The organism is Rhodococcus sp. NPDC003318, from assembly GCF_042879035.1.
GTDB lineage: Bacteria > Actinomycetota > Actinomycetes > Mycobacteriales > Mycobacteriaceae > Rhodococcus_G.
Map to the genome: position 1 here is coordinate 16827 of NZ_JBIAOU010000013.1, position 24629 is coordinate 41455.

28 protein-coding genes are annotated in these 24629 nt (G+C 70.0%); 14 read left to right on the top strand and 14 right to left on the bottom strand.

Going from position 1 to position 24629, the window contains the following annotated elements; genetic code table 11:
* Nucleotides 1-200: 200 nt before the first annotated feature.
* The 4 genes from ACFYVR_RS19200 to ACFYVR_RS19215 all read left to right on the top strand — a co-directional run bounded on the left by ACFYVR_RS19200 (nucleotide 201) and on the right by ACFYVR_RS19215 (nucleotide 5331).
* A complete protein-coding gene (locus ACFYVR_RS19200) occupies nucleotides 201-1145 on the top strand; it encodes a TauD/TfdA dioxygenase family protein (RefSeq protein ID WP_387476035.1) in 945 nt (314 codons plus the stop codon).
* The gene (locus ACFYVR_RS19205) at nucleotides 1145-3463 is read left to right on the top strand and encodes an arylsulfatase (protein ID WP_387476037.1); all 2319 of its coding nucleotides are present in this window, start codon (nucleotides 1145-1147) and stop codon (nucleotides 3461-3463) included. The genes ACFYVR_RS19200 and ACFYVR_RS19205 overlap by 1 nt, the downstream gene beginning before the upstream one ends.
* 83 nt (nucleotides 3464-3546) lie before the next feature.
* On the top strand, nucleotides 3547-4290 hold the full coding sequence (locus tag ACFYVR_RS19210; RefSeq protein WP_387476039.1) for an SDR family NAD(P)-dependent oxidoreductase: 744 nt from the start codon (nucleotides 3547-3549) through the stop codon (nucleotides 4288-4290).
* A gap of 6 nt (nucleotides 4291-4296) precedes the next feature.
* The gene (locus ACFYVR_RS19215) at nucleotides 4297-5331 is read left to right on the top strand and encodes a DUF2804 domain-containing protein (RefSeq protein WP_387476041.1); all 1035 of its coding nucleotides are present in this window, start codon (nucleotides 4297-4299) and stop codon (nucleotides 5329-5331) included.
* Nucleotides 5332-5512: 181 nt separating this feature from the next.
* On the opposite strand, the gene ACFYVR_RS19220 is transcribed toward ACFYVR_RS19215, so the two are convergent.
* Nucleotides 5513-6787: an Ig-like domain-containing protein gene (locus ACFYVR_RS19220; protein WP_387476043.1), complete on the bottom strand. Its 1275-nt coding sequence runs from the start codon at nucleotides 6785-6787 to the stop codon at nucleotides 5513-5515.
* 47 nt (nucleotides 6788-6834) lie between these two features.
* Nucleotides 6835-7950: a UDP-N-acetylmuramate dehydrogenase gene (locus ACFYVR_RS19225; protein ID WP_387476045.1), complete on the bottom strand. Its 1116-nt coding sequence runs from the start codon at nucleotides 7948-7950 to the stop codon at nucleotides 6835-6837.
* Here ACFYVR_RS19225 and ACFYVR_RS19230 point away from each other — a divergent pair.
* From ACFYVR_RS19230 to ACFYVR_RS19245, 4 genes are all read left to right on the top strand, one after another.
* A complete protein-coding gene (locus tag ACFYVR_RS19230; RefSeq protein ID WP_387476047.1) occupies nucleotides 7949-8449 on the top strand; it encodes a DUF2505 domain-containing protein in 501 nt (166 codons plus the stop codon). The two genes, ACFYVR_RS19225 and ACFYVR_RS19230, sit on opposite strands and share 2 nt — an antisense overlap.
* Nucleotides 8450-8478: 29 nt before the next feature.
* A complete protein-coding gene (locus ACFYVR_RS19235; RefSeq protein ID WP_387476049.1) occupies nucleotides 8479-8982 on the top strand; it encodes a DUF2505 domain-containing protein in 504 nt (167 codons plus the stop codon).
* A gap of 69 nt (nucleotides 8983-9051) precedes the next feature.
* Nucleotides 9052-9555: a DUF2505 domain-containing protein gene (locus ACFYVR_RS19240; protein ID WP_387476051.1), complete on the top strand. Its 504-nt coding sequence runs from the start codon at nucleotides 9052-9054 to the stop codon at nucleotides 9553-9555.
* A 7-nt stretch (nucleotides 9556-9562) separates the two neighbouring features.
* A complete protein-coding gene (locus ACFYVR_RS19245; protein WP_387476053.1) occupies nucleotides 9563-10348 on the top strand; it encodes a class I SAM-dependent methyltransferase in 786 nt (261 codons plus the stop codon).
* An 8-nt stretch (nucleotides 10349-10356) separates the two neighbouring features.
* Here ACFYVR_RS19245 and ACFYVR_RS19250 read toward each other — a convergent pair whose 3' ends face one another.
* On the bottom strand, nucleotides 10357-10950 hold the full coding sequence (locus ACFYVR_RS19250; RefSeq protein WP_387476055.1) for a type IV toxin-antitoxin system AbiEi family antitoxin: 594 nt from the start codon (nucleotides 10948-10950) through the stop codon (nucleotides 10357-10359).
* Between the two features lie 120 nt (nucleotides 10951-11070).
* Between ACFYVR_RS19250 and ACFYVR_RS19255 the strand changes: the two genes are divergently transcribed.
* Nucleotides 11071-11847: a DUF2993 domain-containing protein gene (locus tag ACFYVR_RS19255; protein ID WP_387476057.1), complete on the top strand. Its 777-nt coding sequence runs from the start codon at nucleotides 11071-11073 to the stop codon at nucleotides 11845-11847.
* A 7-nt stretch (nucleotides 11848-11854) separates the two neighbouring features.
* Here the strand turns inward: ACFYVR_RS19255 and deoC are convergent, their stop codons facing one another.
* Complete coding sequence (gene deoC, locus ACFYVR_RS19260; RefSeq protein ID WP_387476059.1) at nucleotides 11855-12559, bottom strand: deoxyribose-phosphate aldolase; 705 nt, start codon at nucleotides 12557-12559, stop codon at nucleotides 11855-11857.
* 74 nt (nucleotides 12560-12633) lie between these two features.
* On the opposite strand from deoC, the gene ACFYVR_RS19265 reads away from it, so the two are divergent.
* The 3 genes from ACFYVR_RS19265 to purU all read left to right on the top strand — a co-directional run bounded on the left by ACFYVR_RS19265 (nucleotide 12634) and on the right by purU (nucleotide 14968).
* Nucleotides 12634-13158 (top strand): GNAT family N-acetyltransferase, encoded by a 525-nt coding sequence (locus tag ACFYVR_RS19265; RefSeq protein WP_387476061.1) that lies wholly within the window; start codon nucleotides 12634-12636, stop codon nucleotides 13156-13158.
* 29 nt (nucleotides 13159-13187) lie between these two features.
* Nucleotides 13188-14006, top strand: coding sequence for a class I SAM-dependent methyltransferase (locus ACFYVR_RS19270; RefSeq protein ID WP_387476063.1), 819 nt, complete (start codon nucleotides 13188-13190; stop codon nucleotides 14004-14006).
* Nucleotides 14007-14077: 71 nt separating this feature from the next.
* The gene (gene purU, locus ACFYVR_RS19275; RefSeq protein WP_387476065.1) at nucleotides 14078-14968 is read left to right on the top strand and encodes a formyltetrahydrofolate deformylase; all 891 of its coding nucleotides are present in this window, start codon (nucleotides 14078-14080) and stop codon (nucleotides 14966-14968) included.
* Between the two features lie 215 nt (nucleotides 14969-15183).
* On the opposite strand, the gene ACFYVR_RS19280 is transcribed toward purU, so the two are convergent.
* From ACFYVR_RS19280 to ACFYVR_RS19305, 6 genes are all read right to left on the bottom strand, one after another.
* Nucleotides 15184-16173: an alpha/beta fold hydrolase gene (locus tag ACFYVR_RS19280; RefSeq protein WP_387476251.1), complete on the bottom strand. Its 990-nt coding sequence runs from the start codon at nucleotides 16171-16173 to the stop codon at nucleotides 15184-15186.
* Nucleotides 16174-16231: 58 nt separating this feature from the next.
* Nucleotides 16232-17155, bottom strand: coding sequence for a diiron oxygenase (locus ACFYVR_RS19285; protein ID WP_387476067.1), 924 nt, complete (start codon nucleotides 17153-17155; stop codon nucleotides 16232-16234).
* A 129-nt stretch (nucleotides 17156-17284) separates the two neighbouring features.
* Nucleotides 17285-17587, bottom strand: coding sequence for a DUF2516 family protein (locus ACFYVR_RS19290; RefSeq protein WP_387476069.1), 303 nt, complete (start codon nucleotides 17585-17587; stop codon nucleotides 17285-17287).
* A 127-nt stretch (nucleotides 17588-17714) separates the two neighbouring features.
* On the bottom strand, nucleotides 17715-18617 hold the full coding sequence (locus ACFYVR_RS19295) for a heparin-binding hemagglutinin (protein ID WP_387476071.1): 903 nt from the start codon (nucleotides 18615-18617) through the stop codon (nucleotides 17715-17717).
* Nucleotides 18614-19048, bottom strand: coding sequence for a helix-turn-helix domain-containing protein (locus tag ACFYVR_RS19300; protein ID WP_387476073.1), 435 nt, complete (start codon nucleotides 19046-19048; stop codon nucleotides 18614-18616). Before ACFYVR_RS19300 ends, ACFYVR_RS19295 begins: the two co-directional genes overlap by 4 nt.
* Before the next feature lie 84 nt (nucleotides 19049-19132).
* Nucleotides 19133-20395: a DUF445 domain-containing protein gene (locus ACFYVR_RS19305; RefSeq protein WP_387476253.1), complete on the bottom strand. Its 1263-nt coding sequence runs from the start codon at nucleotides 20393-20395 to the stop codon at nucleotides 19133-19135.
* A gap of 172 nt (nucleotides 20396-20567) precedes the next feature.
* Between ACFYVR_RS19305 and ACFYVR_RS19310 the strand changes: the two genes are divergently transcribed.
* Together ACFYVR_RS19310 and ACFYVR_RS19315 are read left to right on the top strand one after the other, a co-directional pair.
* Nucleotides 20568-21245, top strand: coding sequence for a TetR/AcrR family transcriptional regulator (locus ACFYVR_RS19310; RefSeq protein WP_387476255.1), 678 nt, complete (start codon nucleotides 20568-20570; stop codon nucleotides 21243-21245).
* 46 nt (nucleotides 21246-21291) lie between these two features.
* Nucleotides 21292-22149 carry a polyphosphate kinase 2 family protein gene (locus tag ACFYVR_RS19315; protein ID WP_387476075.1) on the top strand — a complete coding sequence of 286 codons (858 nt, stop codon included), beginning with the start codon at nucleotides 21292-21294 and terminating at the stop codon, nucleotides 22147-22149.
* A 3-nt stretch (nucleotides 22150-22152) separates the two neighbouring features.
* Here the strand turns inward: ACFYVR_RS19315 and ACFYVR_RS19320 are convergent, their stop codons facing one another.
* The 4 genes from ACFYVR_RS19320 to ACFYVR_RS19335 form a co-directional block, all read right to left on the bottom strand.
* Nucleotides 22153-22374: a hypothetical protein gene (locus ACFYVR_RS19320; protein ID WP_387476077.1), complete on the bottom strand. Its 222-nt coding sequence runs from the start codon at nucleotides 22372-22374 to the stop codon at nucleotides 22153-22155.
* Nucleotides 22371-22640 carry a hypothetical protein gene (locus ACFYVR_RS19325; protein WP_387476079.1) on the bottom strand — a complete coding sequence of 90 codons (270 nt, stop codon included), beginning with the start codon at nucleotides 22638-22640 and terminating at the stop codon, nucleotides 22371-22373. The genes ACFYVR_RS19320 and ACFYVR_RS19325 overlap by 4 nt, the downstream gene beginning before the upstream one ends.
* A 113-nt stretch (nucleotides 22641-22753) precedes the next feature.
* Complete coding sequence (locus ACFYVR_RS19330) at nucleotides 22754-23320, bottom strand: type 1 glutamine amidotransferase domain-containing protein (RefSeq protein WP_387476081.1); 567 nt, start codon at nucleotides 23318-23320, stop codon at nucleotides 22754-22756.
* Between the two features lie 102 nt (nucleotides 23321-23422).
* Nucleotides 23423-24463, bottom strand: a complete 1041-nt coding sequence (locus ACFYVR_RS19335; RefSeq protein WP_387476083.1) for an NAD(P)-dependent alcohol dehydrogenase — start codon at nucleotides 24461-24463, stop codon at nucleotides 23423-23425.
* Nucleotides 24464-24629: the final 166 nt, after the last annotated feature.

The window sequence follows — 24629 nt, forward strand, 5'->3', positions numbered from 1 at the left end:
GAAATACCCTCGAACATTCCCCTGGAAAACAGGGGAAATGTCGCCCAGATTTTCCCTCGATCGTGGGGAAATGTCGCCCGGATTCCCCTGCGGCGGAGGGGAAACAAATCACCGTGACCGAAATCCTGTGCCCCGCCTGCCCCGTCCGGTTCCATGACGGAAGAACCGGGTCACCCCACCGCGACGACGAAAGGTCCACCATGTCCATCGATTTCGCCTCCCGCAACGACGCGACCGGCGCCACATCGGTCACCAAACTGGGTGCGCACATCGGCGCGCAGATCGACGGCGTCACACTCGGCGGTGACCTCGACCCGGCCACGGTCTCCCTGATCCGCTCGGCGCTGCTCGAGCACAAGGTCGTCTTCTTCCGCGGCCAACACCACCTGACCGAGGAGTCGCAGTACGAGTTCGCGCAGCTGCTCGGCGAGCCGACGACCGCGCACCCGACCGTCACCTCCAAGGGCGCGACGATCCTGCCGATCGACTCCGAGTACGGCCGCGCCAACAGCTGGCACACCGACGTCACGTTCGTCGACCGGATCCCGAAGGCGTCCATCCTGCGCGCCGACGTGCTGCCGACCTACGGCGGCTCCACCACCTGGGCGTCCACCACCGCCGCCTACGAGGCGCTGCCTGCGCCGTTGAAGGCCCTGGTGGAGAACCTGTGGGCCACCCACACCAACGTCTACGACTACGCCGCCGGCACCGCCGAGGAGGTCGACGCGAACACCGCGGAGTACCGCCGCGAATTCCAGTCCACCTACTACGAGACGCAGCACCCCGTGGTCCGCGTCCACCCCGAGACCGGCGAGCGGACCCTGCTGCTCGGCCACTTCATCAAGAACTTCGTCGGCCTCGGCTCCACCGAGTCGCAGGCCCTGTTCCAGCTGCTGCAGGCCCGCGTCACCAAGCTCGAGAACACCACCCGCTGGAACTGGGCGCCCGGCGACGTCGCGATCTGGGACAACCGCGCCACCCAGCACTACGCGATCGACGACTACGACGGCCAGCGCCGACGCCTCACCCGGATCACCCTCGCCGGCGACGTGCCGGTGAACATCCACGGCGAGCGCAGCAAGATCGTCGCCGGCGACGCGTCGCACTTCTCCCCCATCGACAACCCGGCGCGGGTCGACGCCTGATGACCGTTCCTCCCCACGCCCGAGGATACGAGGGCTTCACCGGCCGGATCGGCCGGACCATCGACGACTCGATCCCCGCGTGGCCGGAGGCGCCGTCGGCCACGCCGGGATCCCCGAACATCGTCGTCGTCCTGATCGACGACATGGGGTTCAGCGACATCGGGCCGTTCGGCTCCGAGATCGACACCCCCAACCTCGACCGGCTCGCGGATTCCGGTGTCCGGCTGACGAATTACCACACCACCCCGCTGTGCTCACCGTCGCGCGCAGCGCTGCTCACCGGCGTCAACCCGCACCGCGCGGGATACGGATTCGTCGCGAACGCCGACCCCGGATTCCCCGGTCTGCGCCTGGAACTGTCCGACGACACCCAGACCCTGCCGGAGATCCTGCGGTCGAGCGGGTACGCGACCTACGCGGTCGGCAAGTGGCACCTGGTGCGGGACGCGAACCTGCGTCCCGGCGCCGGCCGCGACTCCTGGCCGACGCAACGCGGGTTCGACCGCTACTACGGATCGCTGGAGGGACTGAACTCGTTCTTCCACCCGAACCAGCTGGTGTCGGACAACTCGGTCGTCGACGTCGAGGAGTACCCGGAGGGCTACTACCTGACGGACGACCTGACCGACAAGGCCGTCTCCTACATCAAGGACCTGCGGGCCCACGAGCCCGACAAGCCGTTCTTCCTGTACTTCGCGCACGTCGCGATGCACGGACCGTTGCAGGCCAAGGAATCCGACATCGCCAAGTACCGCGGCAGGTATGCGCAGGGCTGGGACGCGGTGCGGCAGAGCCGGTTCGCCTCGCAGCTGGCGCAGGGACTGTTCCCGGAGGGCACCGAACAGGCACCCCGCAACGTCGAGCCCGGATACGATGTCCCGGAATGGGATTCGCTGACCTCTGCGCAGCAGAGCCGGTTCGCGAAGTACATGGAGGTGTACGCGGCGATGGTCGACTCCGTCGACCAGTCCGTCGGCCGGATCCTCGACACCATCGACGATCTCGGTGAACTCGACAACACCATCGTCGTGTTCACCTCCGACAACGGCGGCACCGCCGAGGGCGGACCCGAGGGCACCCGCAGCTACTTCGCCGAATTCGCCCGTGTCCCCGACCCGGAGTGGATCGGGGACGTCCCGCACGACGAGTCGCTGATCGGGTCCGCGAAGCTCGGCGTGCACTACCCGCGCGGCTGGGGTCAGGCGTCGAACACACCGTTCCGGTTCTACAAGGGACAGTCGTTCGCCGGTGGCGTGCGGGTACCGTTCGTGCTGTCGTGGCCGGAGGGGTTGCGCAAACAGGCCGGGGACAACGGCGTCCGGGACCAGTTCGCGTACGTCACCGACCTCACCCCGACACTGCTGTCGCTCGCCGGTGTCACACCGCCGACCGAGCGGAAAGGGCTGCCCGTCAAGACCTTCGACGGCGTCGACGCGTCCGCGCTGCTGCGTGACCGGGCGGCGATCAGCACCCACACCGAGCAGTACACCGAGATGGTGGGCAACCGCGGCTTCTACCGCGACGGCTGGAAACTGCTCGCGTTGCATCCCGGCGCGAACGTCGACGACCCGCAGTGGCAGCTGTTCGACGTGCGGACCGACCCCACCGAGACCCACAACGTCGCGGACCGGTACCCGGAGAAGGTCGCCGAACTCGCTGCGGCATGGGACGACTCGGCGTGGGCGAACACGGTGTTCCCCCTCGCCACCCCGGCGGGACTGTTCACCCGCCGGCCCGCGGAGGAGGCGCTGGCGCGGCCGGTGCGCATCCTGGCGGGCACCCCGACACTGGAGCGGTACCGGTCGTCGAAGCTGATCACCTTCCGCGACTTCGACATCCGTGTTGAATTGGGCGGCTCCGCAGGCTACACGCCCGGCGACGAGGGCGTCCTCGTCGCGCACGGCGACGTGCAGGGCGGGTACCTGCTGTACGTCGAGAACGGGAACCTGGTGTTCGGCGTCAACAGCTACGGTCAGTACACCGCCGTCGACGCCGGACCGGTTCCCGCCGGTGCGCGGACGATCGAAGTGTCGGCGGTCGTGGTACCACGCCTGCGCTGGGACTTCACGATCCGCGTCGACGGCACCGACGCGGCGCAACTGCTCGGGCAGGTGCAGCTCGTCGGCATGGCACCGTGGACCGGCATCTCGGTCGGCGTCGACGCCCGCGGCCCGGTGTCGTGGGACCTGCGTGAGCGCCGCGGCCCGTTCCGCTACACGGGTGACCTGACGTCGGTGACCTACTCCCCCGGCCCCGTCGGCGTCCCACCCGCCGCGGTCCGCGCGATCGAACGCGAAGCGGAGTTCACCGCCGACTGAGTGCGGCTCCGCCCGTGAGTCCTTCTGGTCCCCAGGCGGGTCGAAAGGACTCACGGGCGGCGCAGGCGCCTAGGGTATGAACCATGAGCATCTCTCCTGAAGCACAGGTCGCCGTCGTCACCGGAGCGAGCTCCGGAATCGGGGAGGCCACCGCCCGCACCCTGGCCGCGCAGGGCTTCCACGTGATCGTCGGCGCCCGCCGACTGGACCGTCTCGAGCGCCTCGCCCGGGACATCGACGGCACCGCACTCGAACTCGACGTCACCGACGACGACTCCGTCGACGCGTTCGCCGCTGTCGTGCCACGGGTGGACGTGCTGGTCAACAATGCGGGCGGCGCGAAAGGCCTGGCCACCGTGCAGGACGCCGACCTCGACGACTGGCGGTGGATGTGGGAGACGAACGTGCTCGGCACCCTGCGCATCACGAAGGCGTTGCTGCCCAAGCTGATCGAGTCCGGCGACGGCCTCATCGTCACCATCACCTCGACCGCGGCCCTCGAGGCGTACGACAACGGATCCGGCTACACGTCGGCGAAGCACGCGCAGGCCGTCCTGCACCGGACGCTGCGCGGCGAACTGCTCGGCCAGCCGGTGCGGCTGACGGAGATCGCCCCCGGCGCGGTGGAGACCGAGTTCTCCCTCGTCCGCTTCGACGGCGACGAGGAACGTGCGGCGAAGGTGTACGAGGGCATCACCCCGCTGGTCGCCGCCGATGTCGCCGAGGTGATCGGGTTCGTCGCGTCCCGCCCCTCACACGTCAACCTCGACCAGATCGTGCTGCGCCCGCGGGACCAGGCGTCGGCGACCCGCTTCGCCCGGAAGTAGCGTCGCGTGCGACGCGAGCTGCGGCCCGGCGACCTGCTCGACGAGCACGGCCGGCTGGCGGAACCCGGGTGGGCGAAATCGGAGGTGCGCCGCTACGACCGCGCCGCGATCGCCGCGAACCGGCTGCGGATCAAGGAATGGGACTACTACTGCGTCCTGACCCCCGAACGCGGACTGGCGCTGACCGTCGCCGACAACGGGTACATGGGCCTGCTCGGGGTGTCGTGGTTGGACTTCGCCGCCCGCACCGAGGTCACCGAGAACGTCATGACGCCGTTCCCCCTGGGTCGGATGAAGCTGCCCGCCAGCGCCGACCGGGGTGACGTCCTCGTCCAGCACCGCGGCCTGCGGATCGAGTACCGGCACATCGCCGCCGCCCGCGTCGTCACCGTGGACCATCCCCGATTCGACGGTGGCCGCGGGCTGCGCGGCGAACTGGTCCTCGCGCAGCCGCCGATGGACCGGATGGTGGTCGCGACACCGTTCCCCGGCGCCCCGAAGGCGTTCTACTACAACCAGAAGATCAACTGCCTGCCCGTGAGCGGCACGATCACCGTCGGCGACCGGACGTACAGCTTCGAGCCCGACACCGCGTTCGGGGTCCTCGACTGGGGTCGCGGGGTCTGGACCTACGACAACACCTGGTACTGGGGCTCGGCGTCCGGTGTCGTGGAGGGAAAACCGTTCGGCTTCAACATCGGACACGGCTTCGGCGACACCGGCGCGGGCACCGAGAACATGGTGTTCGTCGGCGGCGTCGGCCACAAACTCGACGAGGTGACGTTCCACCTGCCGCCCGGTGTCGCCGACGGCGCCGCCCACGACAGCGCCGACTGGACGTTCACCAGCAACGACGGCCGGTTCGAGATGACGTTCACCCCGATCCTCGACCGCGCCGCCGGCACCGACCTCAAGGTGCTCGCCTCGATCCAGCACCAGGTCTTCGGCCGGTACAACGGCCACGTGATCCTCGACGACGGCGGCCGCGTCGAGGTCCGGGACCTGATCGGGTTCGCCGAACAGGTCCGCAACCGCTGGTAGCCGCCACCCTCCTCCTTCCGGCTGAAGGCGCCCTTCGTGCTGTCAGAGCGAACGAAGGTCACCTTCAGCCGGACAACGGCGGCGGCACGTCATCCGAACGAAGGCCACCTTCATGCGCGTCACCCGCACGAAGGCCACCTTCAGCCAGGGGTGGGTGGGCCGGTGGGTGGGGTGGATCGGGTCAGCCGGCAGGGAGGGCGGCGGGTGCGGGGGTGCCGCCGACCGCTGCGCCGGCGCCCGCCGCGGCGGTGTCGGCCGCGTCGGGCAGCGCGGACATCGACTGCCAGGTGTCCCAGTCGATCGCCCAGTCGTAGATGTCGCCGTCGGCGGCGGAGAGGTCGATGCGGGTGCCGGTCACCTCGACCGGGTCGCCGTACAGCGCGATCCCGAAATACTCCTCGGCGTCGGCGAGGGACAGGTTGATGCAGCCGTTGGTGACGTTCGCCGATCCCTGCACGCCGGTGGTGGCGGGGTTGGCGTGGATGAACTCGCCGTTGTTGGAGATCCGCACCGCCCAGCGTTCGCGCACGTTCTCGTAGAACGGCGGGTTCGACATCAGGATGTCCTCGTGCTTGTCGGTGACGACGTGGATGCCGCTGCGGGTGACGTTGCGTTCCTCGTCGCCCTCGCCGTAGCTGACGGGGATGTCCATGATCGTGACGCCGTCGCGGATCACCTGCATGCGGTGGCTGGTGGCTTCGGCCTTGACGATCTGGCTGCGGCCGATGGTGAAGTCGAGGGTCACGTCGGATTCGCCGTAGGCGCCGTCGCCGTAGTCCAGGCCGTACAGGTTCGCGGCGACGTGCACGGTGGTGCCGGGCGTCCAGTAGTTCTCCGGGCGCCAGTGGATGCGGGAGCCGCCGTCGTCGGGCAACCACGCCCACGACCCGACGGTCGGCGGGTCGGTGGTGATCGACATCGCCTTCTCGACGGCGGCCTTGTCGGCGACGGGGGCGTCGAACCTGAAGATGACGGGGGCCGCGATGCCGACTTCCTGCCCGTCGCCGATGTTGGTGGTCACCGAGGTGACGGACTGCGGCTCCACGGTGGTGAACGCGCCGCCCACAGGCACGGACTTGCCGTCGGCGCCGACCGCGGTGCCGGACCAGGTGTAGGTGGAGCCGTAGCCGAGGGGTTCGGTGACGGTGTAGGTGCGCTGGTCCGGGGACAGTGCACCCTGCACCAGGTTGCCCGCGGGGCTGGTGAGGGCGACGCCCTGCAGGGTGCCGTCGGTGGCGGTGACCGAGACGGGTGCGGTCGGGCTGACGTCCTCGGCGCCGGCGGCCGGCGTCTGCGTGACGGTCACGACGGGAGTTTGCTCGGATTGCGCGGACGGCACGGCGGTGCCGCTGGAGCTGCAGCCCGCGAGGACGGCGACCAGCGCCGTCAGCAGAGCGAGCAGCGAGAACACTCGTGTCCGATTAGTCCGGATGCCCTGGTTAACCACGCAATCCACGGTACCGACGCGACCAGTGTGACCGTCGACGCACCGGCTCGAGCAGGTCAGACGGCGCAGCCGACCGCCACCGGCTCCGGTTCCAGACGCACCCCGAACGCATCCTGCACGCCGGTCCGCACCTCCCGCGCCAATGCCAGCAGCTGAGCGGTGGACGCGTCGCCGCGGTTGGTCAGCGCGAGGGTGTGCTTGGTCGACAGGCGGGCCGCGCCGTCCGGTCCGGGATGCCCCTTGGCGAAGCCGGCGCGTTCGATCAGCCACCCCGCCGACAGCTTCGTGCCGCCGTCCGCGGGGAACTGCGGGACGCGCACCCCGTCACCGAGCCGGGCGGCGATGGCGCCCAGCACCGCGGGCAGCCGGTCGTCGGGCACGACGGGGTTGGTGAAGAACGACCCGGCGCTCCACGTGTCGTGGTCGGCAGGGTCGAGGACCATCCCCTTGCTCGCCCGCAGACCGAGAACCACCTCGCGCACCGTCGCGGCCGGTCGCCGTTCGCCCTCCTCGGCGCCCAGCGCGGCGGCCAGTTCGCGGTACCGCAGCGGCGCGCTGAGCCCGTCGGAGTTCACGGTGAACTCGACGGCGAGCACGACCGCGGTGTCGGTGTGCTTGAGCACGCTGGTGCGGTATCCGAGCCCGAGCGACTCCGGCCCGACCCACCGCACCTGCCCGGAGGCCCGGTCGAGCAGCTGCACCCGACGCAGCAGCGACGCCACCTCGACGCCGTACGCGCCGACGTTCTGCACCGGCGTCGCGCCCGCCGAACCCGGGATCCCGGACAGGCACTCGAGGCCACCGAGTCCCGCGGCGATCGAGCGCGCGACGACGTCGTCCCAGACCGCACCCGCCTCCGCGGTGACCAGCGCGTCCCCGAGGGTGACGGCGTCGTTGGCGACGCGGACCACCACGGCGTCGACTCCGGCATCGCCGACCAGCAGGTTCGAGCCGCCACCGAGGATCAGCGTGGGAACCCGCGCCGCGTCCAGGGCCCGCACGACCCCGGCGACGGTGTCGGTGTCCCGGCAGGTCAGCATCGCCCGCGCCGGTCCGCCGAGCCGCAGCGTCGTCAGGCCCGACAGCGGCACGTCCACATCCAGCTCGGCACCGAACTCGGTCGCCACGTCCTCCACTACCCGCACGACTGGAAACGGTAGCGTGCCCGACATGGCTCGCCGCATTCCGCATTCGACCAGCTACCCGCAGCCCGTCGCGCAGGTCCACGCCGCCCTGACCGCGGAACGGTACTGGCGTGACCGGATCGCCGAGGTCGGCGGCAGCGGTGCCCGAATCGACCGTCTCGACGTCGGCGACGGCACGGTCGCGGTCGAGCTGCGCCAGGCGATCCCCGCCGACCACCTGCCGTCGATCGTGACGAAGATCCGGCCCGGCGACCTGGTCATCACCCGTACCGAGGACTGGGGCCGGTTGGACGGCGACACCGCGACCGGCACGTTCACCGCGCACGTCGAGGGGATGCCCGGTGAGCTGACCGGCACGCTGACGCTCACCGCGGACGGCAGCGGGTCGACCGTGACCCTCGACGGGCAGGTGCAGGTCGGGCTGCCACTGATCGGCGGCAAGATCGAATCGGTGATCGCCGACCAGATCACCGAACTGCTCGACCACGAGGACGAATTCACCGCCCGCTGGCTGACCGAGAACTGACCCTCACGGGCCAGGTAGTCTGCGGCACTATGTCACGTCGCATCGAGTTCACCGCCAACTACTCCCTGCCCGCCGAGACCGTGCACCGCACCCTCACCGACGCGAACTTCTGGCAGCACCGGGTCGCCCAGGGCGCCGACAACGGACTCACCCTCGACCACCTGACCGCCGGCGACGGCACCATCGACGTCGGCCTCGCGCAGGCGATCGACACCAGCGCCTTCCCCGCCATCGTCAGCAAGGTCATCAAGGGGGACGTGTCGGTCGTGCGCAGCGAGGTGTGGGGCCCGTTCGACGGGCAGCGCGCCGAGGGCACCTTCTCCGCCGTCACCACCGGCATCCCGATCACCGCCAAGGGCACCGCCGTGCTCACCGCCACCGCCGACGGCGCCACCCTGCAGATCGAGGGTGAGGTCGAGGTGAACATCAAGCTGATCGGCGGCAGCATCGAGGGCCTGGCGAGCGAGCAGATCCTCGGCATCCTCGGTCGCGATCAGCAGACGGTCGAGGAGTGGGTGGCGGCGAACGCCTGATCCACCCGCCCGCCCGACCAGCGGGGAGCGGTGTGGTCGATGCGTGCAGAGCCGGTAGCCTTGCCGGTCATGGCTCGACGCATCGACTACTCCGCCCGCTACACCCATTCGACCGAGCAGGTCTACGCCGCGCTCACCGACCGGGAGTACTGGGAGGCGCGGATGATCGAACTGCGGAAGTTCTCGGACAACGAGGTCGAGAAGTTCGAGGTCACCGATTCCGGTATCGACCTGGTGTTCCACCACGTCATTCCGCGCGACACCCTGCCCGACATCGCGCAGACGGTGATGAAGAAGGACATGATCATCACCCGCAAGGAGCGTTACAGCGCCTTCGGGGAACCCGTCACCGGCACCTACGAGGCGTCCATCCCGGCCGGGCCGGGCAGCCTGACCGGCACCATGTCGCTGTTCGGCACCGACACCGGCGCCACGCTGAGGACCTCGTCGGAGGCGAAGGTGTACCTCCCGTTCGTCGGCGCCAAGCTCGAGCAGTTGATGCTCGTCAACCTCGTGGACCTGCTGCGCACCGAGGCGACGGTCACCGCCGACTGGCTCGCGAAGCAGTCCTAGAACGCGCATGAACCGCGCCGCCAAACCGGACGGTGTCATCACCCGCGGCACCACCGGCATCAACCGGCTGCGACGCAGCGACCGCTGGCTGATGCACCGACCGCAGGTGGTGGACCTGCTGCACCGGACGCCCGATCCGCTGGTCGTCGACCTCGGTTACGGCGCCCGCCCCGACACCACCTTCGAACTCGCCGCGCGGTTGCGCACGGTCCGGCCCGGTCTGCGGGTGGTCGGGCTCGAGATCGACCCCGACCGCGTGGTCCCCGGACGGGACGGTGTCAGCTTCGCCCGCGGCGGGTTCGAACTCGCGGGCCTGCGTCCGAACCTGGTGCGGGCGTTCAACGTGTTGCGTCAGTATCCGGAGGACGCGGTCGCGGGCGCCTGGTCGAAGATCGTGTCCGGGTTGGCGCCGGGTGGCCTGCTGGTCGACGGGACCTGCGACGAACTGGGTCGGCGATCCGCCTGGGTGGTGCTCGGCGCGGACGGGCCGCGGACGCTGACGCTGGCCTGGGACCCGTTCGACGTGGAGCGGCCCGGCGACGTCGCGGAGCGGCTGCCGAAGGCGTTGATCCACCGCAACGTGCCCGGGGAGGGCGTCCACGATCTGCTGCTCGCGGCGGACCGCGCATGGGCGACCGCCGCCCCACATGCCCCGTTCGGCCCGCGCATACGCTGGCGCGCGGCACTGGACCTACTACGCGCGCAAGGCCTTCCGGTGGAAGTTCCGCGCCGCCGCCTCCGCGACAACGTGCTCACGGTGCCGTGGTCGGCGGTGGCACCGCGCCCGGCCTGACGGCGCCGTCAGGCCCACGCCGACAGGGCGCGCCGCACCCGCTGCCGCACCCGGGTCGAGCTCTCGTCGCAGCCCGCTTCGAGTTCGTCGCGGTCCAGCCGGCCGATCGCCAGCGCGTCACCGACGACCTCGTCGAGCACCCACTGGGAGACGCCGCCGTCGGCGAGGTCGAGCACCGTCCGCAGCGGCGTGGTGATCAGGAACGCACCGGTGTGCTCGGTGTCCTCGGCCGCCAGATCGCAGTGGTGCACCGCGACGCGGTCCAGCCGCAGGTGCGTCTCGTCCGGGGCGGTGACGTGCAGGAAGCTCGGGTGCAGGTGGCCGAGCCCGTGCAGTTCGGCTGCGCTCTGGTGGGAGACGACGGCGCCGTCGAGGCGGACGCAGCAGCGCGCGACCTCGTCCAGGTCGCCGGCCCGCCACGGCGAGAGCCGGAACAGCCCGAGGTCGGGCTGGGCCCACGTCCCGCTCACGACCGCGTCAGCCATCTCCTCTGCGGAGAATCCGCAGGCCCGGGCCTGCGCGGCGGTGAAGTATCCGTCCTGCACCTCGGCCCGCGCACGCAGGTCGTGGTCGCGTCGTTTCCGTTCCGGCGTCACGTCCATGACGACACAGTACGTCGAAACTGTGGTACAGGTCACATATTCGACGCGTGGCGGATTCCACACGAAATCGCCGAGGAAGTTCTCAGATAGCGCACAGAGAACTCGGGAAGAATCCGTGCAATGGCCTCCACCGCGCACGCTCCCTCCGGTCCCCAGCGTCAGCGACGCGGGCGCAACACCGCCCTGACCGTCGCGCTCGTCGTGATCGTCGCCCTCGTCGCCGCGCTGATCGGCGGCGAACTCTACGTCCGCCACAACGTCAAGCAGTGCATGGCCGACCAGTTCGAGAGCCAACTCGGCTCGCAGGTCGACGTCGGGCTCAGCGCCAAGCCCGTGCTGCTGCAGGCCGTCGACAAGAAGGTCCCGTACATCACCATCACCAGCGACGACTCGAGCTTCGGTCCAGCGGAGGGCATGCACGTCAGCGCCCGCGTCAACGACATCGACCTGACCACCAGCGACACCTCGGGCGGGACCGTCGGCAGTTCCACCGCCGACGTCGACTGGTCCACCGACGGCATCGCCGCCACCATCGCCGCGCAACCGTTCGGCACGCTCGTCAGCGGCGTCACCTCGGACGCGTCGGCCGGCACCCTGCAGTTCAAGGTGCTCGGCGGGCTCGCGGCACTGACCGTCAAGCCCACCGTCTCCGGCGGTCTCGTGGACGTGCAGACGGTCGGCGCGGAGGTGCTCGGCCTCGGCCTGCCGACCGACCTGGTCAGCGGCATCGTCGACATCCTCACCGCCAGCCTGCAGGAGTTCCCGCTCGGGATGACCGCGCAGTCGCTCACCGTCACCGACAGCGGCCTGGAGCTGTCGCTGGCCGGCGGCGCCTACACGCTGCCCGCGCCCGAGCCGGGCGCCCAGGCACCGGAGGGCTGCTCGCTGCTGACGTGATCGGGCGCTACACGGGGAAACCGTCGAGGACGGCGCGGGTGCCCGACAGCCCGAGGCGCGTCGCGCCGGCCTCGATCATGGCGCGGGCCGCCTCGGCGGTGCGGATGCCGCCGCTGGCCTTGACGCCGAGCCGGTCCCCCACGGTCTGCGCCATCAGCCGGACGGCGTCGACGGTCGCCCCGCCCGCCGGGTGGAAACCGGTGGACGTCTTCACGAAGTCGGCGCCGGCCCGTTCCGCGGCCCGGCAGCACTCGACGATCGCCTCGTCCGACAGCACCGCCGTCTCGAGGATCACCTTGAGCACCGCCTCCCCGGCGATCCCCTCCCGGACGGTCAGGATGTCGGCGAGCACCGCGTTGTAGTCGCCGGCGACCGCGGCGCCGACGTCGATGACCATGTCCACCTCGTCGGCACCCTGCTGCACCGCGAGCCGCGCCTCCGATCCCTTGATCAGCGAATGATGCTTCCCGGACGGGAATCCCGCGACGACGGCGACCTTCACACCACTGTCGCGAAGCGGCAGCTGCCTGCTGTCGCGCAGCGGCAGCATCGACGGCGACACGCACACCGAGTACACGCCGAGCGCCCGCCCCTCCTCGACGAGCGCCGCGACGTCCGCCGCGGTCGCCTCCGGCTTGAGCAGGGTGTGATCGACCATCGCGGCGACGGCGGCCCTGGTGAGTTCCGCGGCGGGGGTGGGGTTCGGCGACATGGCCCCGAGCCTTCCACACACCTGCACCGAAATCGGGTTGCGGGCGGCAGCGCGGGCCGCCGACACTGGCGGTCGTGCTGATCCGCAGGGAACGCCCCGCCGACGTCGACGCGATCGCCGCGATCCACCGCTCCGCGTTCGCGGACCAGGTGCCGCCGGACGCGTCGGAACCGGTGGAGGTCGCGCTGGTGGCGGCGCTGCGCGCGTCGGACGCGTGGCTGCCGGAGCTGTCGATGGTCGCGCAGGACGGCGCGGGCGCCGTGGTCGGGCACGTGTGCCTCACGCGGGCCACGGTCGGTGGACGCCCCGCCCTCGCGCTGGGCCCGATCGGAGTGCTCGCCGACCGGCAGCGCTCCGGTGTCGGCGCGGCGCTGATGCACGCGAGTCTCGGCGCCGCCGACGCCCTCGGCGAGCCGCTCGTCGCACTGCTCGGTCACCTCGACTACTACCCCCGCTTCGGCTTCGTGCCCGGCGCCGAGGTCGGGATCGACCCGGGAATCCCGGAGTGGGTCAGCCACTTCCAGGTGCGTCCCCTCACCGCCCACACACCCGACCTCACCGGCCGGTTCCGGTACGCGCAGCCCTTCTACGACATCTGAGAGGCTCCGAAAGGGGCTACGGTGACGGTATGAGTGCGGACGAGCTCGCTTCCGTGTTCAACGCCGGCGCCCGCGAGTTCAGCCGGCTGTCGCCGAGCGTGTGGGGTCCGGCGGGTCAGGCGCTGGCGTTCCAGTTGCGGCTGCGGCCGGGCGAGGCGGTGCTCGACGTGTGCTGCGGCGCGGGCGCGTCGGCGATCCCCGCGGCCGCCGCGGTCGGACCGACCGGGCTCGTGCACGCCGTCGACCTCGCCGACGACCTGCTCGAGCAGGGCAGGCTGGTGGCGTCGGACCGCGCGCTGAAGAACATCGAGTTCGTCCGCGCCGACGCCACCGAGTGGGAGCCACCGAGTTCCGTGCCGCGGCGCGGCTACGACGCGCTCGCCTGCTCGTACGGCGTCTTCTTCCTGCCGCACCCGAATCTGGCTCTGGCCCGGCTGGTCCGGATGCTGCGTCCGGTCGCGCGGGTCGGGCTGACGGTGTGGCGTCGCGGCGCCCTGGAACAGTTCGCGAGCACCTACTTCGACGCCCTGACGCGCCACGTCCCGGATGCGCGCCCGAGCCGTGCTGCCGCCCTCGCCCGGTTCGACACGGCCGATGCGCTGCGGTCGTGGCTGACCGGGTACGGCGCGGCGTCGGTGGAGATCAACGAGCTGTCCAACCTGCTTCCCGCGACCCCGGAGCTCGTGTGGGACATGGTCCTCGGCGGCGCGCTGCGGAGCTCGCTGCTGCCGCTCGACGCGGACACCGTGGAGGCGGTGCGCCGCGAGTTCCTCGGTCTGCTCACCGAACGCGACATCGAGACCGTCGACGCGGGCACGTTGGTGGCGACCGCGGTGGTGGTGCGCTGACCGCGGTGCGGTGGACCGACACGTCGCGGTGTCACGGCCACCGGTGCCGAGGCACCTGAGAGACTGTCGGCATGAACAGGCCCATCGCTTCCGAGGACGACCGCCGCTACGTGCTGTCCCTCGGCACCCCCGACCGGACGGGCATCGTCGCCCGGATCTCGACGTTCCTCGCCGAGGTCGGAGGTTCGATCGTCGAAGCCGCGTACCACGCCGACCCGGAGTCCGGGTGGTTCTTCACCCGTCAGGCCGTGCGGGCGTCGTCGATCTCGCTGGGTCTGGACGAGCTGCGCGAGCAGTTCGCCGACGTCGCCGCCGAGCTGGGCCCGGAGACGGACTGGTCGCTGCACGACACCGGCCAGCGGAAGAAGATCGTCCTGCTGGTCAGCAAGGAGGGTCACTGCCTGCACGATCTGCTGGGGCGCGCGGCGGGCGGCGAGCTGCCCGCGGACATCGCCGCGGTGATCGGCAACCATCCCGACCTCGAGGACGTGACGCGGCGCCACGGCATCGACTTCCACTACGTCTCGTTCCCGAAGGATCCGGCCGAGCGGGGGCCCGCGTTCGAGCAGGTCCGCAAGCTCGTCGACGCGCACGACCCCGACGCCGTGGTCCTCGCCCGGTTCATGCAGGTGCTGCCCGCAGAGCTGTGCGAGCACTGGGCCGGGCGGGCGATCAACATCCACCACAGCTTCCTGCCGTCGTTCGTCGGTGCCCGCCCGTATCACCAGGCGTTCGCGCGCGGCGTGAAGCTGATCGGCGCGACGTGCCACTACGTCACCGCCGAGCTGGATGCGGGCCCGATCATCGAGCAGGACGTGATCCGGGTGGACCACGCCGACCAGATCCGGGACATGGTCCGGCAGGGCCGGGACATCGAGAAGCTGGTCCTCGCCCGAGGCCTGCGCTGGCACCTCGAGGACCGCATCCTCGTGCACGGCCGCAAGACCGTCGTCTTCAGCTAGGGCATGTCTCCCAATTCCACTCGGATGCTCCTGGCAGAACAATCGTCGTCCAGCAAGGCGGAGGAGAAGCCGATACCGGGGTTGTATCGGCGCCGACGACAACGCAGCGGGGCGGCGATTGGGCGCCAGGAGCGCCGACAAGGGAATTGGGAGACGTGCCCTAGCCGCGCTGCGCGCCCGTGAGTCCTACCGGCCCCCAGGGACACCGGAAGGACTCACAGGCGGCGGAGCCGCCTGATCTCGGCGTTGACCTCGTCGTGGCTCTCGATGGTCGCCATGTGGCCGATGCCGGGCAGCCGGATCAGCCGGGACAGGTGGTCGTGCGCGTCGAGGCGGTCCGCCATCCGCACCGAGTGGCCCGGCGGTGTCAGCCGGTCGGCGCTCCCGACGAGAACTGTCGTGGGCACGGTCAGGTTGTCCAGGGCGTCGCCGACGTCGAGGGTGCTCAGCGCCCGGCCCCAGCCGCCGCGGGTCGCGGGGGCGCATTCCCGCACGATGCGGGCGCAGAAGTCGACCTGCTGACGCGTCGACCCCGGTGCCAGCGCGACGTACTGGATTCCGCGGCGGGTCAGCGGAGTCTCGATGAGCGGCACCGTCGAGCCGAGGATGGCGCGGGCGACGGGCGCCGGCACGACCGGTGCCCGCTTGCCGCGCGGGATGACGGTGGTCTCGTCGATCAGGCGGTCCGGGCCGGTGCTCGCGAGCAGTACCGCGCTCGCCTTCTCCGGCACCCGCTGCGGGTACTTCAACGCCCACGACATGATCGACATGCCGCCCATGCTGTGCCCGACGACGACCGCCTTCCGACCGTCGGGCACCGCGGCGGAGAGCACCGCGTCGAGGTCGTCGCCGAGCAGTTCGGCGGTCAGCCGGGCCGACCCGAGTGCGGTGCGGCCGTGGCCGCGCTGGTCGTAGACGATCACCCGGTGGTCGTCGGCGAGTGCGTTGATCTGCGGGTACCAGAACGTCGTCGAGCAGGTCCAGCCGTGGGCGAACACGATCGGTGGGGCGTCGGGGTCGCCGTAGGCGAGGGCGTGGATGCGGTGCCCGTCCGCCGAGACGACATCGAGGGTCTCGGGATGCAGGATCGGGTCGGCGAGGGCGGGATTCGGTTCGGCGGACGGGGTCCGGTCGAGCCTCCGCCGGGACCGGACCGCGGTCACCGCCGCGAGTGCAGCGGTGCCGACCGCGGCGCCGACGAGCATCTGCCGTGTCCGAACCGACAACGTGGGTACCTCCGAGCGTGTTGGGTGAGTGTGCAGGTCAGATGATGTGGGCGCGTCGCAGCAGCTGCCTCGACGGGCCGCCGATCAGCCCGACGTCGTCGAGGAATTCGACGGTCTTCGCGCTGCCCTCGCGGATCCTGGCGTGGTAGTGCTTGTTGGCCCGCGCGGCGGCCTGCGCCTGCTTCGGGTCGAGGCCGGCGGCCGCGTACGCCTTGGGGTTCACCAGGCTGGTGACGACGAAGTAGGCGGTGATGCCGAGCAGCAGGCGGATCCGGGCTCGGGCGAACCGGGAGACGTTCGCGGCGCGGCGGACGGTCTCCTCGCGCGCGAACCTGATGTGCCGCGCCTCCTCGAGGACGTGGATCCGGCTGACGGTGCGGGTGATCGGCTGGACGCGGTCGTCCTTCATGAAGTCGCGCTGCATCATGTCGAGGATCTCCTCGGCGAACAGCGTGCCGCCGTACGCCAGGGACCCGGTCGCGGTGGCCTTGAAGACGCGGGCGGACTGCCGGATCCAGCCGCGCGGCTGGTACGACGGGACGCCGAAGCGGGCGGCGGACCGGGCGAACATCGTCGAGTGCCTGCACTCGTCGGCGATCTCGGTGAGTGCGAACTGGACGTGCGGTGTCGAGGGGTCGTGCGAGTAGATGTCGCGCAGCAGCATCTGCATCAGGATCATCTCGAACCAGATGCCGGTGCCCGCGATGCTCGCGGCCTCGTGCTTGGTGAGCGTGACGCGTTGCTGTTCGGTCATCGAGTCCCACAGATCGGTGCCGTACAGGCTGCACCATTCCGGGGTCATGCCGTAGAGGTCGTCGGGGATCGGCGCGTCCCAGTCGACTTCGACGAGCGGGTCGTAGGACTTGCGGGCCGCGGACGCGAGCAGTCTGGCTGCGGTCTCCTGCCGGTCACCTGCCTTGACCGGGCGGGATTCGTGCCGGCGATCGTGCGTGATCGACATGTCGGCGCTCCTCGTCGAGTGCTGCGATCGTGGCGCCGGCATCACCGGCGCGACGACGGTCACTTCAACAATGCGACGAGCAGATACCTGTTGTCAACGGTATCTGTGACTTACGTTCTCACGAACGCTTCACCAGCGCGGGCCGCGCTGGATCTCGTCGACCCGCGGACGCACGTCGACGAGGTACACACCGATCGCCACGACCGCGATGAGCCCGAAGAACGACACCACCCCGAATGCGAACACGATCAGTGTCGCAACGACGAGGATGCCCAGCCAGATCGGCTTGCTCAGCTTGTCGACCGCGGTGAACGCGTCGGTGCGCTGACGGATCGCGTGGAAGATCGCGAACGCGCCTGCCCCCAGCGCGAGCAGGCGCAGGGCGATCATGATCATCGCGGTGAGGTTGTAGGCGGTGGTCACGTTTTCCATTCTATTGGACGTCCACCCCCGTGCAGCGGGCTGCACGGGGGTGGACGTTCGACGTTCGGTCACGCCGGTCGGGTCGCGCCGTTCGGACACGACCGTCGCGGTTCAGGCCTCGGGCGACTTCGGAGCGTCAGGCCTCGGGCGGCTTCGGAGCGGCCTTCTTGGCGGGCGCCTTGGCCGGGGTCGCCTTCGTCGGGACCGGCTTGGCGGCGGTCGCCTTCACCGGCGCGGGCTTGGCGGGCGCCGCCTTCGCGGGCGCGGCCTTGGTGGCGGCCGGCTTCGCGGGCTCGGACTCGGACGCGGATTCGGGCTCGGACTCGGACTCGGACTCGGGCGTCGCCGGCTTGACGGCGGCGGCGACCTTCGGTGCGGAGGCCTCGACCTTGCTGGCCGCGGATTCGGCGGTGGCCTCGGCCTTCTCGCCGGCGCCGGCGAAGCGGCTGGCGACCTGCTCGCCGGCACCGGAAACGGCGTCGGACACCTCGTCCGCGACGTCGCCGATCCTCTCGGCGGCACGTCCCGCGAACTTGGCGGCCTGCTCGCCGACGGCCCGGGTCTGCCGGGCCACGGTGCCGAGCGCCTCCTCGGTCAGTTCGGCCGCGTCACCGAGCGCGGACTGGGCGCGCCCGATGCCCTCCTCGATGGTGGGCTGCTTGCGGAGCCGCTCCACGGTCTCCTCACCACGCTCGGCCAGCGAGGCGTAGATGTCGGACGCGATCTTGAGGTACGCCTCGGCGACCTTGCGGAGCTCCTCGGCGCTGAACTTCTCGCGCAGCTCGGCAAGCTCCTCGGGCAGCTCGGACGGCAGGCCCGCCAGACGCTCGCGCAGCGCCTCGACGCCGTCGGTGACGTCGCCGGCCAGCTTGTCGAAGCGGTCGCGGGCGGCGTCGACGGTGAGGTCGTCGCCCGCGGTGGTGGCGCGCTCGCGGACCTGCGCGACGAGGTCGGCGACGGCCTGGACCACGACGTCACCGGCACCGACCGCGGCGAGGATCGGCGTCTTCACGGTGTCGAAACCCTTGAGTTCGGTCATCGTTCGTTCTCCTGTTCATCGGCCTGGGGTTCCGTCGACGGGAGGTTCTCCCGCTGGAACGATTCGTAGATTTCGAGGAGCACCTGCTTCTGACGTTCCGTGATGGAGACGTCGGAGAGCAGTGCGTCCCGCACCGGACTGGCTGGGCGTTGCTCGAGCAGTCCAGCCCGCATGTACAGCACCTCCGAGGACATCCGGAGGCCCTTCGCTATCTGACCGAGCACTTCGGCGGACGGCTTGCGCAATCCGCGTTCGATCTGGCTCAGGTACGGATTGCTGACACCGGCGAGCTGCGACAGCTGCCGGAGGGACACCTGCGCGGCCTCGCGTTGCGACTTGATGAAGCTGCCGATGTCCTGCGCCGCCGAGCTGACCACCCGAGCCGCGACTTCTCCCGCACTGTCACCGGTCGACCGGGTCTCGTCGGTCATGTTCTCCCCTTCACGACATGCACCATCCACGGTACGGAAGGGTGCTAACAATTGCAAGCACTCCTGTTAGCAGTCGGGTGGCGGTCAGGAGAACAGCAGCTCCGAGAGGGTGTAGATGGCCAGCCCGGCGAGCGCACCGACCACGGTGCCGTTGATCCGGATGAACTGCAGATCGCGTCCGACCTGCAATTCGATCTTGCGGCTCGCCTCCTCCGCGTCCCACCGGGCGACCGTGTCCGTGATGATCCCGGTGATCTCGGGGGTGTAGTTGGCGCTGACGTACCGGGCCGCCGCGTCGAGCCAGCCCTCGACCTTCGCGCGCAGCTCCGGCTCGTCGCGCAGCCGCTCCCCCAGCCGGATGACGGTGTCGCGGGTCTTGGCCCGCAGCGAGCTGTTCGGGTCGTCCGCAGACTCGAGGATCATCCGCTTGGCCACCTTCCACGCCGCCTCGGCCGCGCCGGTGACCTCCTTACGACCCATCAGCTCGGTCTTGATCTTCTCGGCCTTCGCCATCGTCGCCGGGTCGTGCTGCAGATCGTGCGCGAACTCGATCAGGAACCGGTTGGCCGCCAACCGCACCTCGTGCTGTGGGTTCGACCGCACCTTCCAGGTGAACTCGACGAGTTCCTTGTGGATCCGCTCACCGAGCAGCAGGTCCACGAACTTCGGCGACCAGGACGGGCTGTCGCGGTCGATGATCCGGTCGATCGTCTCCTGGCTGCCCAGCGCCCACTGGTGGGCACGCTCGGCGAGCATGTCGAGCAGCGGCAGCTGCCGGTTCTGCGCAAGCAGCTCGGCGAGCACCTTGCCGATCGGCGGCCCCCACGCCGGCTCGGCGATGCGGCGCACGATGGTGTTGTCGATGATCTGCTGGATGTCCTCGTCGCGCAGGACCCCGACGAAACCGCGCAGCAGCGTCGCCGTCTCGGCCGCGACGCGCTCGGCGTGAACTGGCTCGGCCAGCCAGGTTCCCAGCCGCAACGGCACCTGCGCGGCACGCACCTTCTGCGACACCACCTCCGGTGCGAGGAAGTTGGCGCCGACGAAGTTGCCCAGGCTCGACCCGAGCTGGTCCTTCTTCCGCTTGATGATGGCGGTGTGCGGGATCCGCAGTCCCAGCGGATGCCGGAACAGGGCGGTCACCGCGAACCAGTCGGCGAGGGCGCCGACCATGCCCGCCTCGGACGCCGCCCGCACGTACCCGACCCAGGAGCCCGCACCCCGCGTCTCCGCCCACCGGCAGAACAGGTACACCACCGTCGCGAAGGCCAGGAATCCGGTCGCGACCGCCTTCATTCGGCGCAGATCCCGCTGTTTGGCGGTGTCGTCAACACTCAACAACTGCATCACCTGGCCATTGTGCCGAAATTCGTCACGACACCGGGGTGAGCATCCGCCCGGACTGGTACGTGGCCTTAAACTTGCACCCAAAAGATCGAATTGAACGGATGGCGACCCCTTGCCGAAGAAGACCGCACCCGACCTCGACACCCCTGAGGTCACCGATGTCGGCCCCGAGCTGCCGAAGACCGACGGCCGCAAGCGACGCTGGCGCGAGCACAAGATCGCCCGTCGGGAGGAACTCGTCGACGGCACCCTGTCCGCGATCCGGGCCCGCGGCCGGGACATCGGAATGGACGAGATCGCGTCGGAGATCGGCGTCTCCAAGACCGTCCTGTACCGCTACTTCAACGACAAGAACGACCTCACCAGCGCGACGATGACCCGCTGGGTCGAGACGGTCCTCGCTCCGCGGATGTACGCCGCGATCGGCGCCGACATGGCCGAATACGAACTCGTCCGCGTCGCCATCACCGCCTACGTGGAGACGGTCTCCGAGGACACCGAGGTGTACCTCTACGTGATGGCCAACAGTTCGGGCGCGAACCGGGACGTGGTCGCCGAGTCGGAGCGGATGATCGCCGAGGCGCTGTCCGCGGTGCTCGGTCTGCGGCTGCGGCAGATGGAGATGGACTCGGGCGGCTCCCTGCCCTGGGCGTACGGCATCGTCGGGGCGGTCCAGTTGGCCACGCACTGGTGGATCTCGAACCGGTCGATGAGGGCCGAGGACCTGATCGACTACCTGGTGATGATGGCCTGGGGCGGCGTGACGGGGATCGCGGCGGTCGCGGGGTCGCCGGCGCGGTTCCGCTCGGTGCCGCACCCGCTGCTCAAGAGCGGCACCGAGAGTCTCTGACCGCCGGTCCCGACGAACCGGCGCCGGGCGTGACAGAGTCACTCGCGTGGGTACACGCGAAGGCTGGCAGCTCCCGGCGACCGAGGCACTGCGGGTCGGGCCGGACACCGACGTGGACGGGCTCGACACCACCGCCACCCCCGGCTTCGTGGGCGGCAAGTCGGTCGGCGAGAGGCTGCTCGAGGAGCGCGGCGCGGTGCTGTCCGATCTGCAGGAGAAGCTCTTCGCGAACGCCCGCGCCCGCGACGAGCAGCGGTCGGTGCTGCTGGTACTGCAGGGCATGGACACCGCGGGCAAGGGCGGCGTGGTTCGGCACGTCATCGGCCACGTCGATCCGCAGGGCGTCGACCACGCGTCGTTCGGCGTCCCGACCCCGGAGGAGAAGCGCCACCACTACCTGTGGCGGATCCGGAAGGCACTGCCACGCAAGGGACAGCTCGGGGTGTTCGACCGTTCCCACTACGAGGACGTCCTCGTGGTGCGGGTGCACGACCTGGTGCCGCGCAGCGAGTGGGAGGCCCGCTACGACGAGATCAACGCGTTCGAGCACGAACTCGTCGAGTCGGGCACGACGCTGGTGAAGGTCGCGATGTTCGTCTCTCCGGACGAGCAGAAGGCGCGGTTGGCCGAACGCCTCGAACGCCGCGACAAGCACTGGAAGTACAACCCCGGTGACATCACCGAACGCGAGTTCTGGCCCCAGTACAAGGAGGCCTACCAGGCGATGCTGGATCGCACGTCGACACCGCACGCACCGTGGCACGTCGTTCCCGCCGACCGGAAGTGGTACAGCAGGCTGGCCGTGACCGAACTGCTCATCGGCGCCCTGCAGCGTCTCGACCTGGACTGGCCCGCCGCCAATTTCGACGTCGAGGCCGAGAAACGCCGACTCGCCGGGTCCTGACTGTTACGGGAAGTGCGGGCCTTCGCGTCCCAGCTTGTGGTCGTGGTGGACGGTCCCACCGACGACGAGGGCGGCGGTGGCGACCACGAGCACGAAGAATCCGCCGGCCAGCACGGCCCAGCCGCCGTGACCGGATCCCGCGGCGACCAGGAACATACCCGTCGCCACCACGGCCAGCAGCGCGCAGCCGAAGCCGACCCAGACGGCCACCGTGTTCAGACTCATCGACCCACTCCCTCGTTGCGGCCGGGCCAGGCGAGGCCACCGGGAAGCGGGAACCGCGGCTCGTGCCTGCGCTGCTTGTGGTCGTGGTGCAGGGCACCGCCGACCACACTCAGCCCGACGGCGAGCGAGGCGAGGCAGGCAATCCCGGCGACCAACGCCCACCCCTCGAAACCGGACGCCATCGCGACGACTGCGAGGGCGAATGTGATGACCGCAGCGAGACCGAGTACGTATCCGGACCACTCACTGAACAGATGCAGCTTCATCGTTCACTCCTCCTCGGGTCGAGGATCGGATCCCTCCTCGGGTCGAGGATCGGATCTCGGTTCGACGCTACGCCCGCCGAACCGAGCCCGACAAGGGTGCGTGACGGCAGGCGTCAGAACTGGCCGACGGGCTGCGGGTGCTGCGTGAACTTGCCGACCAGCGCGTAACAGAAGCACGGAAGATCCAGCGGCCCACGGCTGGTGACGAGGTTCCGATCGACGACGACCTTCTCGTTGACGTGGACTCCGCCGGCGTTGACGATGTCGGTGCGCAGGCTCGGCCAGCTGGTGAGTGTGCGCCCGCCGACGGCGCGGGCCTCGATCAGCATCCAGGGGGCGTGGCCGATCGCCGCCACCGGCTTGCCGATGTGCATGAAGTGCCGCACGAAGGCGACGGCGTGGTCGTCGGTGCGCAGCCGGTCCGGACCGAGCGTGCCGCCGGGCAGGATCAGCGCGTGGTAGTCGTCGACGCTGGCGCGTCCGACGAGACGGTCCACCGGAAAGCGGTCCCCGACCACGACGTCGGCCCGGTACGCCTGGATCTCCCCCGGCGAGATGGACAGCAACTCGGTGGTGCCGCCCGCCTCCTCGACCGCACGCCGTGGTGCGACGAGTTCGTCCTGTTCGACACCGTCGGCGGCGAGGATCGCCACACGATGTCCGTGAAGTTGCCTGTTCATCGCCCCGACCCTTCACCAGAGGTGTTTCCATTATGCGCTTCCGCGCAGTGGTGCACTTTCGGATGTCGGGGCGTCCGAAAGTGCACCACTGGCGCCCGCCATCTAGAAGGTGGCGGCGTCGATGACGAAGCGGTAGCGCACGTCGCTGCGGAGCACCCGCTCGTAGGCGTCGTTGATCTCGTCGGCGGAGATCAGTTCGATCTCGGAGACGATGCCGTGCTCGGCGCAGAAGTCGAGCATCTCCTGGGTTTCGCGGAGGCCGCCGACGTTGGAGCCCGCGAGGCTGCGACGGTTGCCCGCGAGGGAGAACGCGCGCACGGAGATCGGCTTCTCGGGCAGGCCGAGGAGGACGAGGGTGCCGTCCAGCGCGAGCAGGCTCAGGTAGGCGTCTATGTCGAGGTTGACCGACACGGTGTTGAGGATCAGGTCGAAGCTGCTGCGCAGTTCCTTGAACACCGCCGGGTCGGCGGTCGCGCGGTAGTGGTCGGCGCCGAATCGCAGGCCGTCCTCCTGCTTGGACAGCGACTGGCTGAGCACCGTGACCTCGGCGCCCATCGCGTGGGCGATCTTGACGCCGACATGGCCGAGGCCGCCCATGCCGACGACGGCCACCTTCGAGCCGGGGCCCGCGTTCCAGTGCCGCAGCGGCGAGTAGAGGGTGATGCCCGCGCACAGCAGCGGGGTGGCGGCGGCGAGGTCGAGCCCGTCGGGGATGGAGACGACGAAGCGTTCGGTGACGACGATGTGCGTGGAGTAGCCGCCCTGGGTGACCTTGCCGTCCTTGCCGACCGAGTTGTAGGTGGCGGTGACGCGGTTGGCGCAGTACTGCTCCTCGCCCGCCTCGCAGGGCCCGCAGGTGCCGCAGGAGTCGACGAAGCAGCCGACGCCGACCCGGTCGCCGACCTTGTGCCGGGTGACGTCGGAGCCGACGGCGGTGACGATGCCGGCGATCTCGTGGCCGGGGACGACGGGGTAGCGGGTGCCGCCCCATTCGTTGCGGGCGGTGTGGATGTCGGAGTGACAGATGCCGGCGAACTTGATCTCGATCAGGATGTCGAGCGGGCCGAGGTCGCGGCGTTCGACGGTGGTCTTCTCGAGGGGCGCGTCGGCGGCGGTCGCGGCGTACGCGGAAACGGTGAGCATGCCTACATGTCTATCCGGACATCGGTGACCGCGCCAACCGGGCGCGACTCCGGGAGCCCGCCGTCGCCGGGGACAGGAAAAGGCCCCGAACCGGTTCGGTTCGGGGCCTTTCCTCCCGGACCCACAGTAGTCCGGGCCCCTCGGGCCGCACCGTCCGCGGCCGCGA